Annotated in this window: 22 protein-coding genes and 1 pseudogene; 9 read left to right on the top strand and 14 right to left on the bottom strand. The window is 38.8% G+C overall.

Features of this window, described 5'->3' with window-relative positions:
* Positions 1-148 precede the first annotated feature (148 nt).
* The gene (locus STA7437_RS22865) at positions 149-1,384 is read left to right on the top strand and encodes an RNA-guided endonuclease InsQ/TnpB family protein (RefSeq protein ID WP_015212008.1); all 1,236 of its coding nucleotides are present in this window, start codon (positions 149-151) and stop codon (positions 1,382-1,384) included.
* A 17-nt stretch (positions 1,385-1,401) separates the two neighbouring features.
* Here STA7437_RS22865 and STA7437_RS22860 read toward each other — a convergent pair whose 3' ends face one another.
* Positions 1,402-2,361, bottom strand: coding sequence for a tyrosine-type recombinase/integrase (locus STA7437_RS22860; protein ID WP_015212007.1), 960 nt, complete (start codon positions 2,359-2,361; stop codon positions 1,402-1,404).
* 194 nt (positions 2,362-2,555) lie between these two features.
* On the opposite strand from STA7437_RS22860, the gene STA7437_RS27510 reads away from it, so the two are divergent.
* The 3 genes from STA7437_RS27510 to STA7437_RS22850 all read left to right on the top strand — a co-directional run bounded on the left by STA7437_RS27510 (position 2,556) and on the right by STA7437_RS22850 (position 4,238).
* On the top strand, positions 2,556-2,687 hold the full coding sequence (locus tag STA7437_RS27510) for a hypothetical protein (RefSeq protein ID WP_015212006.1): 132 nt from the start codon (positions 2,556-2,558) through the stop codon (positions 2,685-2,687).
* Positions 2,687-3,025 carry a helix-turn-helix domain-containing protein gene (locus tag STA7437_RS22855; RefSeq protein ID WP_015212005.1) on the top strand — a complete coding sequence of 113 codons (339 nt, stop codon included), beginning with the start codon at positions 2,687-2,689 and terminating at the stop codon, positions 3,023-3,025. Before STA7437_RS27510 ends, STA7437_RS22855 begins: the two co-directional genes overlap by 1 nt.
* Before the next feature lie 340 nt (positions 3,026-3,365).
* Positions 3,366-4,238, top strand: a complete 873-nt coding sequence (locus STA7437_RS22850; protein WP_015212004.1) for a hypothetical protein — start codon at positions 3,366-3,368, stop codon at positions 4,236-4,238.
* An 8-nt stretch (positions 4,239-4,246) separates the two neighbouring features.
* Here STA7437_RS22850 and STA7437_RS22845 read toward each other — a convergent pair whose 3' ends face one another.
* From STA7437_RS22845 to STA7437_RS22810, 8 genes are all read right to left on the bottom strand, one after another.
* Positions 4,247-4,834 (bottom strand): Uma2 family endonuclease, encoded by a 588-nt coding sequence (locus STA7437_RS22845; RefSeq protein WP_015212003.1) that lies wholly within the window; start codon positions 4,832-4,834, stop codon positions 4,247-4,249.
* A gap of 49 nt (positions 4,835-4,883) precedes the next feature.
* Positions 4,884-5,126 carry a hypothetical protein gene (locus STA7437_RS22840; RefSeq protein WP_015212002.1) on the bottom strand — a complete coding sequence of 81 codons (243 nt, stop codon included), beginning with the start codon at positions 5,124-5,126 and terminating at the stop codon, positions 4,884-4,886.
* The gene (locus STA7437_RS22835; protein WP_015212001.1) at positions 5,123-5,308 is read right to left on the bottom strand and encodes a hypothetical protein; all 186 of its coding nucleotides are present in this window, start codon (positions 5,306-5,308) and stop codon (positions 5,123-5,125) included. Before STA7437_RS22835 ends, STA7437_RS22840 begins: the two co-directional genes overlap by 4 nt.
* Before the next feature lie 8 nt (positions 5,309-5,316).
* Entirely contained in the window at positions 5,317-5,676 is a 360-nt protein-coding gene (locus STA7437_RS22830; RefSeq protein WP_015212000.1) for a hypothetical protein, read from the bottom strand.
* 1 nt (position 5,677) lies between these two features.
* Positions 5,678-6,223: a siphovirus Gp157 family protein gene (locus STA7437_RS22825; RefSeq protein WP_015211999.1), complete on the bottom strand. Its 546-nt coding sequence runs from the start codon at positions 6,221-6,223 to the stop codon at positions 5,678-5,680.
* Positions 6,224-6,234: 11 nt separating this feature from the next.
* Positions 6,235-6,399, bottom strand: a complete 165-nt coding sequence (locus STA7437_RS22820; protein ID WP_171815488.1) for a hypothetical protein — start codon at positions 6,397-6,399, stop codon at positions 6,235-6,237.
* Between the two features lie 138 nt (positions 6,400-6,537).
* Positions 6,538-6,978, bottom strand: coding sequence for a hypothetical protein (locus STA7437_RS22815; protein ID WP_015211998.1), 441 nt, complete (start codon positions 6,976-6,978; stop codon positions 6,538-6,540).
* 60 nt (positions 6,979-7,038) lie between these two features.
* Positions 7,039-8,196 carry an N-6 DNA methylase family protein gene (locus STA7437_RS22810; RefSeq protein WP_015211997.1) on the bottom strand — a complete coding sequence of 386 codons (1,158 nt, stop codon included), beginning with the start codon at positions 8,194-8,196 and terminating at the stop codon, positions 7,039-7,041.
* A 155-nt stretch (positions 8,197-8,351) separates the two neighbouring features.
* Here STA7437_RS22810 and STA7437_RS26705 point away from each other — a divergent pair, with 155 nt between their 5' ends.
* From STA7437_RS26705 to STA7437_RS22800, 3 genes and pseudogenes are all read left to right on the top strand, one after another.
* Positions 8,352-8,492 carry a hypothetical protein gene (locus STA7437_RS26705; RefSeq protein ID WP_171815487.1) on the top strand — a complete coding sequence of 47 codons (141 nt, stop codon included), beginning with the start codon at positions 8,352-8,354 and terminating at the stop codon, positions 8,490-8,492.
* A gap of 12 nt (positions 8,493-8,504) precedes the next feature.
* Positions 8,505-8,771, top strand: a pseudogene (gene parS / locus STA7437_RS25185) (type II RES/Xre toxin-antitoxin system antitoxin); the annotation flags it as partial.
* A gap of 1 nt (position 8,772) precedes the next feature.
* A complete protein-coding gene (locus STA7437_RS22800) occupies positions 8,773-9,264 on the top strand; it encodes an RES family NAD+ phosphorylase (protein ID WP_015211996.1) in 492 nt (163 codons plus the stop codon).
* 16 nt (positions 9,265-9,280) lie between these two features.
* Here STA7437_RS22800 and STA7437_RS22795 read toward each other — a convergent pair whose 3' ends face one another.
* From STA7437_RS22795 to STA7437_RS22780, 4 genes are read right to left on the bottom strand one after another with little or no spacing between them, the layout of a single operon-like run.
* Complete coding sequence (locus tag STA7437_RS22795; protein ID WP_015211995.1) at positions 9,281-9,571, bottom strand: hypothetical protein; 291 nt, start codon at positions 9,569-9,571, stop codon at positions 9,281-9,283.
* Positions 9,572-9,591: 20 nt separating this feature from the next.
* A complete protein-coding gene (locus STA7437_RS22790; RefSeq protein ID WP_015211994.1) occupies positions 9,592-10,101 on the bottom strand; it encodes a hypothetical protein in 510 nt (169 codons plus the stop codon).
* A 48-nt stretch (positions 10,102-10,149) separates the two neighbouring features.
* Positions 10,150-11,658 (bottom strand): relaxase/mobilization nuclease domain-containing protein, encoded by a 1,509-nt coding sequence (locus tag STA7437_RS22785; RefSeq protein ID WP_015211993.1) that lies wholly within the window; start codon positions 11,656-11,658, stop codon positions 10,150-10,152.
* Positions 11,655-12,029 carry a plasmid mobilization protein gene (locus tag STA7437_RS22780; RefSeq protein ID WP_015211992.1) on the bottom strand — a complete coding sequence of 125 codons (375 nt, stop codon included), beginning with the start codon at positions 12,027-12,029 and terminating at the stop codon, positions 11,655-11,657. Before STA7437_RS22780 ends, STA7437_RS22785 begins: the two co-directional genes overlap by 4 nt.
* Positions 12,030-12,554: 525 nt before the next feature.
* On the opposite strand from STA7437_RS22780, the gene STA7437_RS25180 reads away from it, so the two are divergent.
* Positions 12,555-13,154, top strand: coding sequence for a hypothetical protein (locus tag STA7437_RS25180; RefSeq protein ID WP_015211991.1), 600 nt, complete (start codon positions 12,555-12,557; stop codon positions 13,152-13,154).
* 48 nt (positions 13,155-13,202) lie between these two features.
* Positions 13,203-14,456 carry a ParM/StbA family protein gene (locus STA7437_RS22770; protein ID WP_015211990.1) on the top strand — a complete coding sequence of 418 codons (1,254 nt, stop codon included), beginning with the start codon at positions 13,203-13,205 and terminating at the stop codon, positions 14,454-14,456.
* Between the two features lie 110 nt (positions 14,457-14,566).
* On the opposite strand, the gene STA7437_RS22765 is transcribed toward STA7437_RS22770, so the two are convergent.
* Positions 14,567-14,815 carry a hypothetical protein gene (locus STA7437_RS22765; protein WP_015211989.1) on the bottom strand — a complete coding sequence of 83 codons (249 nt, stop codon included), beginning with the start codon at positions 14,813-14,815 and terminating at the stop codon, positions 14,567-14,569.
* Positions 14,816-15,078: the final 263 nt, after the last annotated feature.

Below are 15,078 nucleotides of genomic sequence, written 5' to 3'. Positions count from 1 at the left end.
CGTAAAACCAACTCGCTTCAGCAGTTGGATACACGCTACTCGGCAACGGGGCTTATAAAGTGCTGAACCAAGTTCAGCACACAGCCCCTCCTTTTAAGTGCCTTCTTACTATGCTATACTATCTTATGTCAGTAAGCTTGACATAAACATGATTGTCTTAGAGTTTAAGGTTAAAGCTAAAACAGAACAATACCGAGCGATAGATGAGGCGATTAGAACTACTCAGTTCATCAGAAACAAATGTCTAAGATTCTGGATGGACAATAAAGGAGTAGGACGTTACGACCTCAACAAGTATTGCAAGGTGTTGGCTGATGACTTTAGCTTTGCTAACGAATTAAACTCAATGGCAAGACAATCCGCAGCAGAAAGAGCTTGGTCTGCGATTGCAAGGTTTTTTGACAACTGCAAGAAAAAAGTACCAGGCAAAAAAGGATACCCGCGCTTTAAGAAAAACGTTCGCTCTGTAGAATATAAAACTACTGGTTGGAAGCTAGATAGAATTACCTGTAAGCATATTGTTTTTTCCGACAAGAAAGCTATAGGTCGAGTGAAGCTGATAGGTACTCATGACCTACGTTTCTACGAAAACAAGTTAATCAAACGAGTTCGATTAGTTCGTAAAGCAGATGGGTATTACTGTCAGTTTTCTATTGACGTAGATAACAAAGAAAACGTCGAGCCTACAGGTAAAGCCATAGGTCTAGATATGGGATTAAAGTTTGCGTATGTTGATAACACAGGGCATAGTGAGCCAAATCCCAGATTCTACAGGTCTTCGGAGAAACGACTAGCTAAACTACAGCGTCGGGTATCTAAAAAGTACCGTAAAGGTCAACCTCAATCTAACAACTACAAAAAAGCTAGAACTAAACTAGCAAAACTTCACCTTAAAGTAAGTAGGCAGCGTGAAGAATGGGCTAAGAGAGTAGCCCGTTGCGTAACGAAATCGGCAGATTTTGTCGCCTATGAAGATTTAAAAGTGAAGAATATGGTACGCAATCCTAAATTAGCTAAATCTATACAGGATATAGGCTGGAGTAGACTACGCTATTGGATTGAATACTTTGGGGTTAAGTTCGGCAAAGTAACCGTCGCTGTACCCCCTCACTATACGACAGTTGACTGTAGTGTTTGCGGGAATAAAGTACAAAAAAGTTTAAGTACCCGTACTCACCGATGCAATGTCTGTTTAACCCAGATGTGTAGGGATAAAAACGCAGCAGCCAACGTTTTGCAGAAAGCCTTACGTACTGCGGGACACGCAGGAACATGGGAGCAATCCCTAAACGCTTCTGGAGAGATTCCCTCTTGGGCAGTTGGGGCAACCCTGTTGTCTAACGGAAACTCGATGATAGAAGAATCCCATGGCTTTAGGCGTTAGCCGTAGCCGTGGGAGTGTCAACATCTAAACTTCAACCGCTTGACTGCCCTACGTTTTCTACCTTCACCGCGACGGTCGTATTTAGCAGTAGTGGCGGGGGAAGCATGACCAGCCAATTCCTGTACGGTAAATACATCTTCACCTTCTGCTAAGAGATCGCTACAGAAAGTCCGCCGAAAATCATGGGGAGAAAAATGTTTGACTCCTGCCATCATTGCTCTAGCTTTGACTAATTTATAGATTCCATCACCATCGGCAGCAAAGTGACGCAAAATGACCTTTCCTCCCTTATTGACGGGACAGATTAAAGGTCCTGGTAGCTTGCCCCTTATTTCTAACCAATCTTCAACCATGTCCATCGCTTCAGGAGTTAGATAAACCAGCCTAAATTTGCCTCCTTTTCCCCGACGAATGGTTAATTCTCCAGTTGCTAAATCTAAATCTTCTAATTTCAGTTGAACTATTTCCTGTCGCCTAATGCCACCACAACGTAAGATAGCAATTACGGCAGCATCTCTAAGGGAGATCGCATCTCTTCGTTGGTAACAACACTCGATCAAACTTTCAATTTCGGCACGAGTTAAAGCGCGACCCCTTAACTGACCCGTTCCTTTAACATTGGCAATATCTACTGCTTTATGATAGTCTTTAGCATCAATTAAATCCAAACGATAGGCTTCAGTCAGTACCCGACGCAAAGCCACTAACATTTTATTAGTAGTAGCGGGAGCGAGTCTTTGTTTGAGGGCGGTTCTAACTGCTGCGGTGTGATGATAGCGTAACTTCGACCAATCTAAAGAAAAAGCATCGCATTCTCCCTCAGTCAACAGATGGGCGATCGCATTGAGGGAAGACAGCATCGAACGACGCGACCCTTGACTGAGAGAACTGAGGTAAACTGCGGCGGGATGAAGGGTAACGGGAACGGGTTCGTGTAACTTTAACTGTTGAGCTTGGGAATATAGCAGGTAGCTCACGAGCAGTTTTTTTAGAGTTTTTTAATTATTTTCTCATTTCTTGAAGATTATCGATCGACTTTGTTAGTAAGCGAAGAAAGCGATCGCCAATCAAATGTGCAAAAATTTTACACATTACAGAATCACAATTTTTTATTTGATAAGTATGTAGAGTATAATCTCAATAATTAAAATTATAAGTATTTACTTATAAAATGGAAAAATCCGTTGTTTGGATGGGAGATAGTTTAAAACAAGTAAAAAGCTTTCCAGAAGAAGTAAAAAAGGATATTGATTTAATCAAGAAACGTTATAAAACAGCAGTTGAGAGATCGAAGGAGAATTAATGATGAGTGAAGATATGACACCAATTGAATTTACTCCAAGCAGTGGTAATGTATTCGCAGATATGGGTTTAGAAGATGCCGAAGAACTTCTTACTCGTGCCAAACTAGGAGTTACTGTGCGCCGTATTTTAGAAAGCCGTAATCTAAAGCAGCAAGAAATTGCCAAGCTGCTCGATATCAAACAGCCAGAAGTTTCTAACCTTATGAAAGGTAAATATCATCTGTTTTCAGAAGCTCGTCTGTTTGGGTTTCTGAACAAACTTGAAAAGAAAGTAACAATTCAAATTTCTACCCATTATGCTGGAGAAGCATTAATTGAAGTAGCTGAAATTGGATAAATTTAATCTATCGCTTGAGGGCAATCTCTTCTATCTCTCTCCTAAGAAACTCAACTTTTTCAGTTCATATGAACCAATAATCTGCCGAGTTTCTTTTATTCATTATTAGCGATCGCTAATGAAACGCTTCTGTCACTTTAGGCACTTTGGAGTTAGAAAAAAAGTTTTTACAAAAAATTCTTGGGTTATAAGGGCGGGTAAAATAGCTCTTGAGAATTGATGTTTCCAAGAGTTATTCTGAAGTCAAACCCTATGTTTTCGTAATTGATGTTGGTTTGTGCATCTCTTGCTTTGGTGGTGACAGGGTAAAATAATTTAAGCATCATCGGAGAAACAAGAGATGGCGCGCTCGACAAGGCAATGGCGAAAAAAAAGAAAATCTTCGAGTAAAAGTGGCGAACTAGCAGTGATACCAATCGCTCCCCTTACAGTGGAGGAAGAAAGCGACCGCTATTCATTGGAGAGAAAAGTCGAACGGGCATTTTACGAGGCTGGCATGGCATTGATGGAGTTACGCGATCGCAAGTTATATCGTTCGACTCACGCGACTTTTGAAGATTACTGTCGCGATCGCTTTGATTATACTCGCCGTCGTCCCTATCAGTTGATCGAAGCTGCTTTAATTTACGATAATCTAAGTGAAAAATGTGTAAAATTTTTGCACATTTTGCCCACTAAAGAGGGTCAAGTACAACCCTTAACTCAACTAGAGTGGGAGTCACAACCCTCAGCTTGGGAGACTGCGGTAGAAGAAGCGGGGGGTAAAGTGCCGACGGGAAGGATAGTAAAGGATGTAGTACGGCGCATGAAGGAGAAGAATTCGGCACCGATATCTTTTCGAGTCGGGGAAGTTTGCCAGATTCTAGCTAAGGATAATCCCGAATTGCGCGGGAAAAGTGGCTGTTGGTGTATTGTGAGTGAAGTGTACGAATTTAGCTGTTTGGTCGATACTTGGAACGAGCGGTATCTGCTGCGGGGTGAAAATCTCAGCTCGCTCGATTTTTCTCGGCAACAATGCCGACAGTTAAAAGAAATTGGCTTTCGGATGAACGATTTACACGAAACGGGACAATTAGATGAGGCTGCACTTTGGGTTCTGAAGGGATTGGCTAAAATTACTCGACCAGAACTGACTGCTTTAGAAGAGAAGTTGCTGGCAGTTTTAGAATTAGAGTATGGAACGAACGAGTCGAACGAAAATTACGATCAATAAAATTTAAATTAAACTTGTCCTAGTATTCTTGCTACTTCAATTTGAAGCTCGGGAAAGGTAATGGGAGTAATTGTACCTCGGTCGAGGGTAAACTTGGTTTTGTAATCGTTACCAGATGGCTCTCTAAAAATAATTATTTCTGTTGTTTTTAAGTTAATAACCCAATATTCATCGATACTTGCATTAGCGTAGATTTTTTTCTTTCTACCCAAGTCTTCTTCTAGAGTAGTGTTGGAGATTTCTATTAACCAATAAATATCTTCGGGATAGGGATGATGAGTCAAATAATTGCTATTGGGCAGGCGGACTACGGCAATATCGGGTTCTGGCTCGCTTGCCCTTATTATCCCGCCCTGACGGGACGAATGGGGGGAATTAGTCAAGGTAATTGGGTGTGCCTCAAATACTTTTGCTCGACCGCGCAGCAATTCTCGCAAGTATTCAGCAACTGCATCGTTAGTGAACCTGTGTAATGGTCCTTCGGGACTTATTTCAATAATTTCTCCTTCTAATAATTCTACAGAGCGGTTATTTAAAACTCCGCTTTCAATCATGAGATGATAATCATCGACCGACCATTTGGCTAATGTTGTCATAATGTTTTTACCTTGAGAATCTATATATACTAATTTTACAAATGGACGCTCAAAATCCCCAAGGAACGCAATTGGATTGGGAATTAGCCGATTTTAGTCGCTGGAGACTGTAATTATAATCGGCAATGGCTTGTTTGCATTGGGCGATCGCACTTTTTGCTTCTTTGGCTAATTGTTCCATCATTTCTGGAGTTACTTGTCCTGACAGTTCGAGATGTTGAATATGCCTTGCTGTAACAATAGCGGGATTAATGGTTTCTGGACTACAGCGTAGATATTCGAGGGGAGTCATCCTTTTGTACCTGCCTGTTTGATTATTTGAATGGGTTGACCATCTTCTCGCTGAATTTTGGCATTGGCGGCTGCGGGAATAAAGGGAGATAAAATTTGTCGGAGTTTGTCATCATCTGCTGCGATCGCTGCATCAATAGGGTATTCCTTACCTTCAAAAACGACAGTAACTTTATCGCTCATGGTTTTAACTAGAATAATTGAACTTGTTTGATAGTTGAGGTATTAGATTCATTTGGTTGAGAAGTTTTATCAGATTTATTAGTATGAGTAGTTTTCTGCTTACTGGTTTTACTTTGCTTGACGCGAGCGTGGAATTCTCGTTGGGGTAAATCGGCTTTTAACTCTGCAAGCAAATCTTTTATTGGTTCTGGTAAACTCAATTGAGAACGCTTGATTATTTTAGTTAGAGGAATATCTTCATGAGTACTAACGGCAATCGTACAGTCTGGCTCGTTGGAATTGGTTTTGCATGGATGCAATAGCAGAACTATTTTGACGGTGCATTTTTCTAGATCGTAGGGTTCGGGAATTTTTAAGGTATCTGTCATCTTAGGTAATGTCCCTGTTTAATTCGTAAACTACGCGCTGTTTTTGAAAGACTTCCGTGCCTTCTACTTCAATACCTTGTTTCCAAGCTTGAGTAATGGCTTTCTTATCGGCTCTAATCTCAACCTTTTCATAGCGATACTCTTCGGGTAAATTTTGAGGAGGGATTAACACTTCACAGCTTGGAGGATTGGTTTTGATTTTGATAGTTTTAGACAAACCTTCAGTCGAAGTTGCGATCGCTCCTGCTTCGTATAGTTTGATGATGGTTTTATCGATGGTTTCTTTTTTACTTTTAAGGCGTTCGATGGCTCGATTGTGAAGTTCGACAAGATATTGTTTTCTAGCGGAGATCGCAGAGATTTCAGCATCAATCTGTTCGGCAACTTCAGCCACGGCATCGATGGCTACTTCTCGATCGGATTTGTGCTGTAAAAATGAGGTAGTTAAAATTTCAATGTCCGACTCATCTTTGGCTTGTTTGATTAGATTCCATAATTCAACTGCTCGCTTTGAACTATACTTGAGAACTTGAGTAGCTAGACTCATTTGTTTCCTCCTTAATATCGACTATTGATGCAGGTATGAAAGTAGTCGCGTTCTCGCTCAATTCTGGCAATTAAATGCTTTGATGATTTGAGATCGTCATCTAAGGTTAGTTGGTTGTCTTTAGTTTTTTTTCTTGGTAAATCGTTATTTAAATTTGTTGTTTGTTCGAGTTTCATAATGGCAATCAAAGCGTTAATTTTGTTAGCCAATCTTCGGGGCGTTAGCCCTATAATGAGTTTATTTAAAATTACTTTACGGTCAAAATTATAAATTTAGAACTATTAAATTAATCATTTATTTTTTACTTAATACATCTAATTTTTATTTGATGTATGAGAATTATTATTCAACCAAATACAAGCTCTATATAAGATTTGAACGTGACACTTTATTTCTTTGTTTTTACTATATTTGTAATTATTAATATTGGTACAAAAACACATTAATCCACTTACTTTGTTTTCTCCAATCAGTATGGCTAAATGTAGAAATCGATTGAGATAAACCATTTCCCAAAGTTCTAAGGTAGAAATTTTACTTTTTCGATAAGTTTTTAATGATTTCCACAGCCATAAACGATATGACATTAAAGATTCTTCAAGAGAATTAACTATAAATACAGCATTGCTATTGGGTTTATGAGAAAAAGGATTACCCAGACCAATTAGTTCTGGATTTCCAATTTTTCTACCACAGAAAATTATATCGGGTCGGGTTAGTAAGGCGCGATTGTACTTAAGAATGCCGATTGGCATAATCAATTGAAAAGAGTTGAATTAATACCAATTGGAGATAACGATAGCTATCTATACAAGCTATTTTAAGTAATCGAATAAACTTGCTTGATGTACTTTCGGCACTGATTTTTTATTATCTAAAGCCTTATTAACAATCGGATTACTAACATTTTCAATATTGTTTTTTTCAGTTTTCTTCGTTAGTTCTTGTAGCGTTTGTTTTAGATTCTCTCGATAGATTTCATGATCGATTGGTTCTAACTTAACTTTAACAATGTCAGCAAATGCAGGTAGCCAAAATTTAGTATTAATCGATTCAAAATTTTCTAGAGTTAATGAATTACCACAAATCAAATCTGTCTTACCCAACCACCAAATAGGACAATAGTACCAAGGAGCGTAGAGGGCGAATTGAATTAAAGCGCATTCGAGTAGATCGCGATTAATATCGATGCCAATAGCACAGAGATTATAGTTACTTTGAGTTAATAGCATCGACCCCGTACCAACGGCTGGTTCGTTGACTGTTTTGATGCGAGCTAGCTTACCTCTAGGGGAATCGGAGTCAAGGATTTTGCTAATAAATTCGGACACCACTATTGGAGTTGGGAAAAATCCCATCGCTTGCTGTGCCTTATGAGATGAGATTTGGGGCAAGATTCTACCAAAGTAGTCATAAGGAAACATGAGCAGATAGGAGAGATCGAATAATTGGTACAGTCGCATCGATGCTCCTTCACAACCTTGAGGTTCTTCGGGTAATTCCTTGTAACCAGGATGTCCCAAACCAAATAATAGCCAGTGTAGAAAGTACCTTAGATAGCTCCAGCTACTCCAACTATTCCAACCACCAGATACGGGAATAGCATCCAAGCAGTCGAACAACATTTTCTCTGCCTGTTCGTTATATACCCAGCTAATCTGAGGTATTTCTCTATCTGGTAGGGTATGTTCGATGACGAATTTAGGGATGACTTCTGGCTTCCTATTTTCTATTAAGGAGATTGCCTTCTCCCATTTCCAACGCTCCCAGGCTACTTCGGGTAGCAGTTGACATTTTTGCCAATATTGCCATCTACCCCACATTAAGTTCTCAGTTTGTGTTAGGTAAGGAAAGAGCCAGCCGCGCTTTAAATCTCTTTTTAGATGAGCATCGAGTTTCTTTTTTCGCTGCTTTTGAGCTTGATACTGTCGCCAAAGCTGTTGCTTTTCGTGAGGACTGAGTGGTGTTTTCATTGTCTTGAGAAAAATCCTAAGTTTTCCTCTCAGTAGCGTTAGCTTAATCGCCAACTAAGCTTTGAAAATCAGGCTATAGTTGTTGTACGTCAACTGTCTAAAATAAAGCGACAATTGTTAGAATAATAGTTGGAGTTAGAGTTAAGAAAAAGATTGTGGTTTATCAAGCAGTAGGTCAAACGCTAGGTTTAGATTCTCCGACGATAAGTAATTTCGATTTGATGATGCTCACTCGTCAGGGAGTTCCAAGAGCAGCAATTGATGCTTTGGCTAATTCGTTGCACCTATCTGTTTGAGAGTTAACTAAATACCTGCACGTTTCTGAAAGAACTCTACAGCGTTATAGTCCAGACAAAAACCTTTCTACCGAACTTTCAGATCGGGTGCTTCAGATAGCTAAGGTTTATGCCAGAAGCTTGGATGTATTTGAAGAGCCAGAAATTACATCTGAGTGGTTGAAACAGCCCATAGTAGCTTTAGGAAATATAGCCCCCATAGAATATTTGGATACCTCAAGTGGAGTCGAAATAGTTCTCGACGAACTGACGAGAATTGAGTACGGAGTATTCTCCTAAAATGCTGCTGTATCGAATTGCTAAGAGTAAGTATGCTAACGACCTTAGTGGGGAAGGAGCGAGAAGGGCAGGAGGACGCTGGAATTATAAAGGAACACCAGTAGTATATACTGCCGATTCAACTGCACTGGCTACTTTGGAAACGTTAGTTCACTTTCCTCTAAATTTAACACCCAAAAACAGAGCGATCTCGCAGAGATCCGCTGTGCGGCCCGCTACTATTGAGTTACCCGACGAACTGCCAATAACAACGATCGATTTGGCAGACTTACCAGATAATTGGGCTACCTATCCTGCATCAAACCAGTTGGCAGAAATAGGAAATGATTGGATTCAAAAACAAGAAACGGTTGCTTTCTGCGTCCCATCTTCGATTACTCCCAACGCTGAAGGGCGTAATTATATCTTGAATCCAGCTCATCCTGATTTTACAAGAGTAAGGATTATTAAGATAAACGAATATAGGTATGACAGTAGATTGTTTGAAAGATAGGGAATCGGCTGATTCGTCAAGCAACATTAATTTCCGATAGTAGAAGGAGTTGAGATATGGGTTGAAGGTCGGACAATGTTACTGAATCGGATAGACAAATATTGATATTCTTTTTCCCAGTCAAAGAGGTAGCAATATCGACATTTTTTACTTTGACTAACTTTCTCTGATGAGAATTGGATACCAAAACAATAGTATCTCCAATTCTTTTTTTGATTTCATCATCAGAAAAATTATCAAATTTACTATCGGTGCTGCTAACAATAACTCCAAATCTGGGATGTTCAAAATAATCTAGTATTTTCATATAGTTTCTCTCTTTATCTTTTATCTGTGGTTGATATGTAATAAATATTTAATTTGGCGAACTTTAATACCTGCTTTATGTAAACGAGCTATTGCATCTCTAAGTAAAGTATATCTCTCAGTAGATGTAAGAAGAGGGGCAAATCTCGCTGCTCTTATACTAGCTTGAGCTTCTTCTAGAATTGGTTGTAATTGTGTCTTTTGGGCTAATGCAGCTTCCCTATGACCTACTAATTCATGAGCAATTGAGCCTTTCCAAGTGATACGAGTATTAGCACTCAATGTACCTTGTCTATCAGATCGGTTTGCTGGCATAACATCACTGCCAATTTGAAGCAGATCGAAACCTGGACTGTAAGCAGTATTTAACTGGCGATCGTCAACCCATCTAATTATTTCTAAATCTTTTAAGTTGTCTAAGGAGAGGGATGAAATATATTCTTCAATCTGTTGTTTTTGAAAATCTGTAAGAGGCAACTCACCTCGTAATCCTCCTGTATCAACTTGATATGATTTTTTCTGGTATTCCACTGATTAGATATTTTTAATGTTGTAAATGTAGCAGGTAAGTTAAAATTACTACAATTCTAATTCCATAGTTTTATTGGGTTTTTTCTCAATCAAGGTGTTTTTAGCTTCAAATTTTAAGATCGCTTCGACCTTGTTCCAATGAGCTAACCAACTTTGCTGCCAACTACTGTCATTCTTTTGAATTACTAAATTAGAAACTCTATCTGAAACTAACTGTTTATCCCTACTATTAACAACTACAGTGTCAAATTTAGTTAAATCGAGCTTTATAAGATGCTCTGAGCGATCTAAACTCAGATACAAACAAGGGCGATCTTCCTTATTCACCAATCTATCGACTAAATAAGCAGATACAGCTTCTACGGGAGAGTTAGTAACAACAATTGTCTCAACTCGCTCGTCACGATCTTTAATCTCAAACCAAAAGTGAGCATCCTTGCTATCCAATAAGCTGCGTTTGTGCCAAATAGGTTCTCCTTTAGCATTAGCGCTTAGTAAATTAGCCTCATTTAAACCAGCAGAAATATGTTCGGGAATGCCATAGCGAGTGAGTAGTGTCTTTTGTAGCTTGTTCCACTGTTTGGGGTCTGGTATTTCCCAAATTTTCTCAATTGAATGAGCGTTAGCTAACGCTTTGAGAGATTGTGGTAGCCAATAGTCAAGGTCAATCCGTTCCCAGGAAAGAGATTGCTTATTATCTATTTCTACCGATTTGCCGTGATATGCAGCTTCAATTGCGGGAATATCTCTAACCTCATCAAAATCGATGCCTCGTTCTGAGATTAACTTAGAAAAACTACCGTTATGTAGTTTGCTACCTCTGACTTTAAAATCTCCCAAGCGATAGCTAATACGCTCTCTCCCTTTCTCAGTAATATAGGGTCGCACATCAATTCCCAACTGCTGCATTCTAGCTATAAATGATGTCATGGTGGGTCGATCTCGACTGACAACATCGATTGCAGCTTCTAGCTTTGCCATCATAGGTATTTCTGGTGCTGTATCTGGGTATTCCCTGCTTTCTCTCTGATAGCGTTTAATTTGGTTGGTTTTAGGTCTGTGTCGGTCGCATTCATGACTGGAGACAACGGGGCTTAGATTATGTTCTGCTTCTAAGGTTCTAAGAATCTTTTCTAAACGAGTTTTGTCAAAACTATCGGAGACTCTCTCGCCATTAAAATCGATCGCATTGATGACAATATGGATGTGGTCGTGGTGGTGTTGCCAATCGTGTCCCGGGTCGTTTCTTCCGTGGGCGATTGCTATCCATTGATTGTTGGTATAGCCCAACCCATTAACTACTGCTTCGGATATTGCCACCTTGGTTGAAACATCTACCTTTCCGTCGGTAGGAGCAAAGCCAATGGAGATATGCTTGACTGGTTTTTTGGTAGTCGGTCTGGTGCTGGCAATCCAGCTAAATTGACTGGCAAGTTCTTTGGCATCGGGTTCGAGTAACAGGCGATCGCCACTAAGAATTCGAGCTTGTTTATTATCTTTGAGCAGATATTTAAACAGGCGCTCGAAGTTGCTGCCAGTAGTTATTTTGCCAATCAATTGACTTTTCTTCCCTGTAATTGATTTAAGGTTTGACGCAGTAAATTATAAATTTTTTCTAGCATCGCCCGGTCGTCGGGATGTAATTTGGAGTAATTACCAGAAGCTGCCTGGGTATTGTGTAGGCGAGCTAAGCGATCGAGATTGTTACCCTGACGACAGAGTTCTAGATATAGAGCTTTGTCGATTGCTGGAGTTATCCGAGTCGATTTCTGATTTAAACCAGTAGCAATTAAATATTTACCCAGACTCATACCTGAAGCTTTAGCTTTAAGTTGTAGTTCTGCTTTTTCTGTAGGTGTAGCTCTAAGATCTATTCGTGCTGCTTTAAATTCTTTTTTGTAGCGATAATTTTGTTTGGCTTTGGTCATCGAACTTCGGGATAAAACTTAAATAACAATAGAGAAAAAAAGGTATCGAATAAATTTTGTTGGGGGTTTTAGGGGAACGCCCCTAACAAGCCGTGCCGTAGTCTTATCAAGGTCAATACTTCAGTATAAAAAGTACAGACAAAGGCACTGCTTGCTAACAATAATATCACAAAATAATTGGCAATTAATAATAGCAATATATCAATTTACTATAGCGTAATAACGCCGATAAAAAGTAATATTTGACGTTAATATGTACTTATTTATATATGACAAAGTGACAAATTATCTGGTCAAAATCGGGAATTGTTAGGATAAATTTATCGTGATAACTTAGTTGATAATTCACTCGTGCGTAAGAAAAGCGAAATTTCGGCGTAAGAACGTTGTTGTTTTGTCTTAATTGTTTTTTAACAGTAATTTGTAGATTTTGTAAAGCATATTATCGATCTATTTATCTGTTAAAGATTTTCTTCAATGCAGTAGTTTTGATTTCTATTTAGTTTGAGGTTTACTCATAAAGAGATGACCAAAGAAAAAAGATTGAAAATAGGAGAAGGTTTAGAACTTAGGTGTTCTGCTAATAGTCCGTTAGGAGAAGTAATTAACTATCTGCAAAAAATGCCTTTGAATAATTTAGAAATGGCAAGAAGTACCTTAATTGCCCGTTATTTACCATTTACTTTGGATTTATCCCAAGAAGAGCATCGTGCTGCTGCTTTAGCTTGTGCGATTGAATGCGAATCTTGGGGAAGAGCGATTAGGGAATACTGTGCATTGCCATCTACATCTATATCTAATCCAATATCTGTAGCTCAGAATTATTCTGTAGTTCCCGAGTTGGTTAATGATAGTAGTTCCCCAAAAGAAGATCGCTCTATCATAAAAACGACTAAAGTGTTTGCGATAAAACATGAGGAAGATGAATTAGAAAAATTCATTTCAAAGCTACAAGAGATTGTCGATAGTTCATCATCAGCTGCCGATGCTAAGGATAAACTGATCGCACTCCAGCCAGAAAAAGATGATTCTTGGACTGAAGCACAGTGGGAGTTGTGGGAAGAATTTACTACCAAACAAGAAACCGAAGCCGATAAACAACTTCTCGGAGATTGGGGAAGTTAATCAATGCACATCGACCGATCGACCATTAATTATCAGTAGAAAAAAAACATGAATAAACGAGCCTCAAAATTAACTATAGTCTGCGACCACGGTACGAGTTTGACTAAGGTACTATATCGAGTTGGCAGAAATGGACAGCCAAAGCAGTTAACTATGGATGCACAACTATTAAAACTAGATGTAAATGTAGTTGAGAATCTGCAACAAACTTCAGGCTTTGGTAAGCCCGAACATAATGCCTGGTTACAAACAAAAGGGAACTCTTGTTATTTAGTAGGGAGATTGGCACGGGAGTACCGCGCCTCAACCAGTATCAAATCGTTAAAATACGAATCAATCGTACCTAAAATTCTCTCAGTTGTGGGTGTGATTGCAGTAAAAGAAAACTTATCCGAGCAAATAAAATTAGATTTAGCCCTACTGCTACCATTGGGTGAATCTAGTAATAATAGTGAGTTAGAAAAAGAATTAGCCGAAGCGATAAGAGAGTTTAAGTTTCAGGGAAAGACCATGGGCGTGGATTTGCAGAGATATCGATGTCAACCAGAAGGATACGGTATTGCCTCTCATCTGCTCAAAATTTGCTCCCTCGAATCAGTTCAAGCTCAAACTTTTGCCGTATTAATGTTTGGTTATCGCAATACCAGTTTATTGCTGTTTAAAAATGGTATTCTCAGTTTTGACAGTAGCGAAACGACTAGTTTAGGCTTTTACAATTTTAGCGACCGCATTATTAAGAAAACATCTGGGTTAACTAGAGAAGATATTCAATCTGCTATTTATACTTGCAGGGAGAATATTATTAACCACAAAACTGCATTGGGTGAAGAGAGATTGATAACCAAGATTGTAGTAGAAGAGTTGGTGAAGTCGAGAGATAAACAGAGGGCTGAAGTTGAAAAAGCCAGGATTGAAACTGCGATAAATAATTCAAAAATAGAATATTGGCAATTACTGGAAGGTTGGTTAGAGGAAGTTATTCCTACTCAAAGGCAATTAGATAGGTTAATTTATACGGGCGGTACGTCGGGGTTTTTCCGACAAGAGTTAAACGATTACTTATCGGTTAAATATTCAGAAAATGTAGAGGTTAGTTCGACAGAGGAATTAGAACGAGAGCTTCAGTTGGAGTTGAATTTAAGTAAAATTAGCTCCAATAGATTTAAACAGCAGCAACTACCATTAAGATTTGCCGATGCTTGGGGTTTATTTGTGGACTTTGCTCGATATACTTCAACTTATTTGAATTTGCCAGAAACTTCAATTGAGTTGAATATAGAAAAAAAGTTGAGTGTTAACTAAGCTATCAACAGTGTCATCATAAAAATATTCACTGCACTTGCTATTCGGAAAAAAAAATAGAGAATTATTCTCTATTGCTGAGAAAATAGTTCTCTATTTTGGTAGTTACTTTAATTTTCTAGGATCGCTTTGGATACCAAGCTCATATATAGTTGAGAAGCTACAGGGTCGTCTGCCTCCCATTCCATATCGATCTTTTGCGGTTTGTTTTTAAGCATTATCTTACCGCCGAGTCGGTTGGATAATCGGGCAAATCGATAGTCGTGATAGGCAAACACGATTCCCGCACTATTTTGGAATTGAATTTTCCAATCTTGGGGGCTAGTTTTAATAGTTTTAAGTACTTGTCCCGGTCGCATAATTTTTAAGGATGAGTGAACATTCACCCCTTTTTGACTCGTTAGAGTCCTATCAACATAAAGCTCAACTAAATTTTTGGTTGAGTTATCAACAAGATTAATTACCTAACTTCGTGAAGAGATTACCTATGAGTTTGTCGTCGAGCTTTTCTTTGTTTGAGCTTATCTGCTAGGAGATTAATTTTTTCAGGGGAAACAATTTTAACTTTGTCCTGAACTGAAATCGCGCTCGACTAATTTATATCATCATTTTGTACTATATA

The sequence above is a fragment of the Stanieria cyanosphaera PCC 7437 genome (assembly GCF_000317575.1).
GTDB lineage: Bacteria > Cyanobacteriota > Cyanobacteriia > Cyanobacteriales > Xenococcaceae > Stanieria > Stanieria cyanosphaera.
This window is presented reverse-complemented; position numbering and strand designations above follow the sequence as displayed.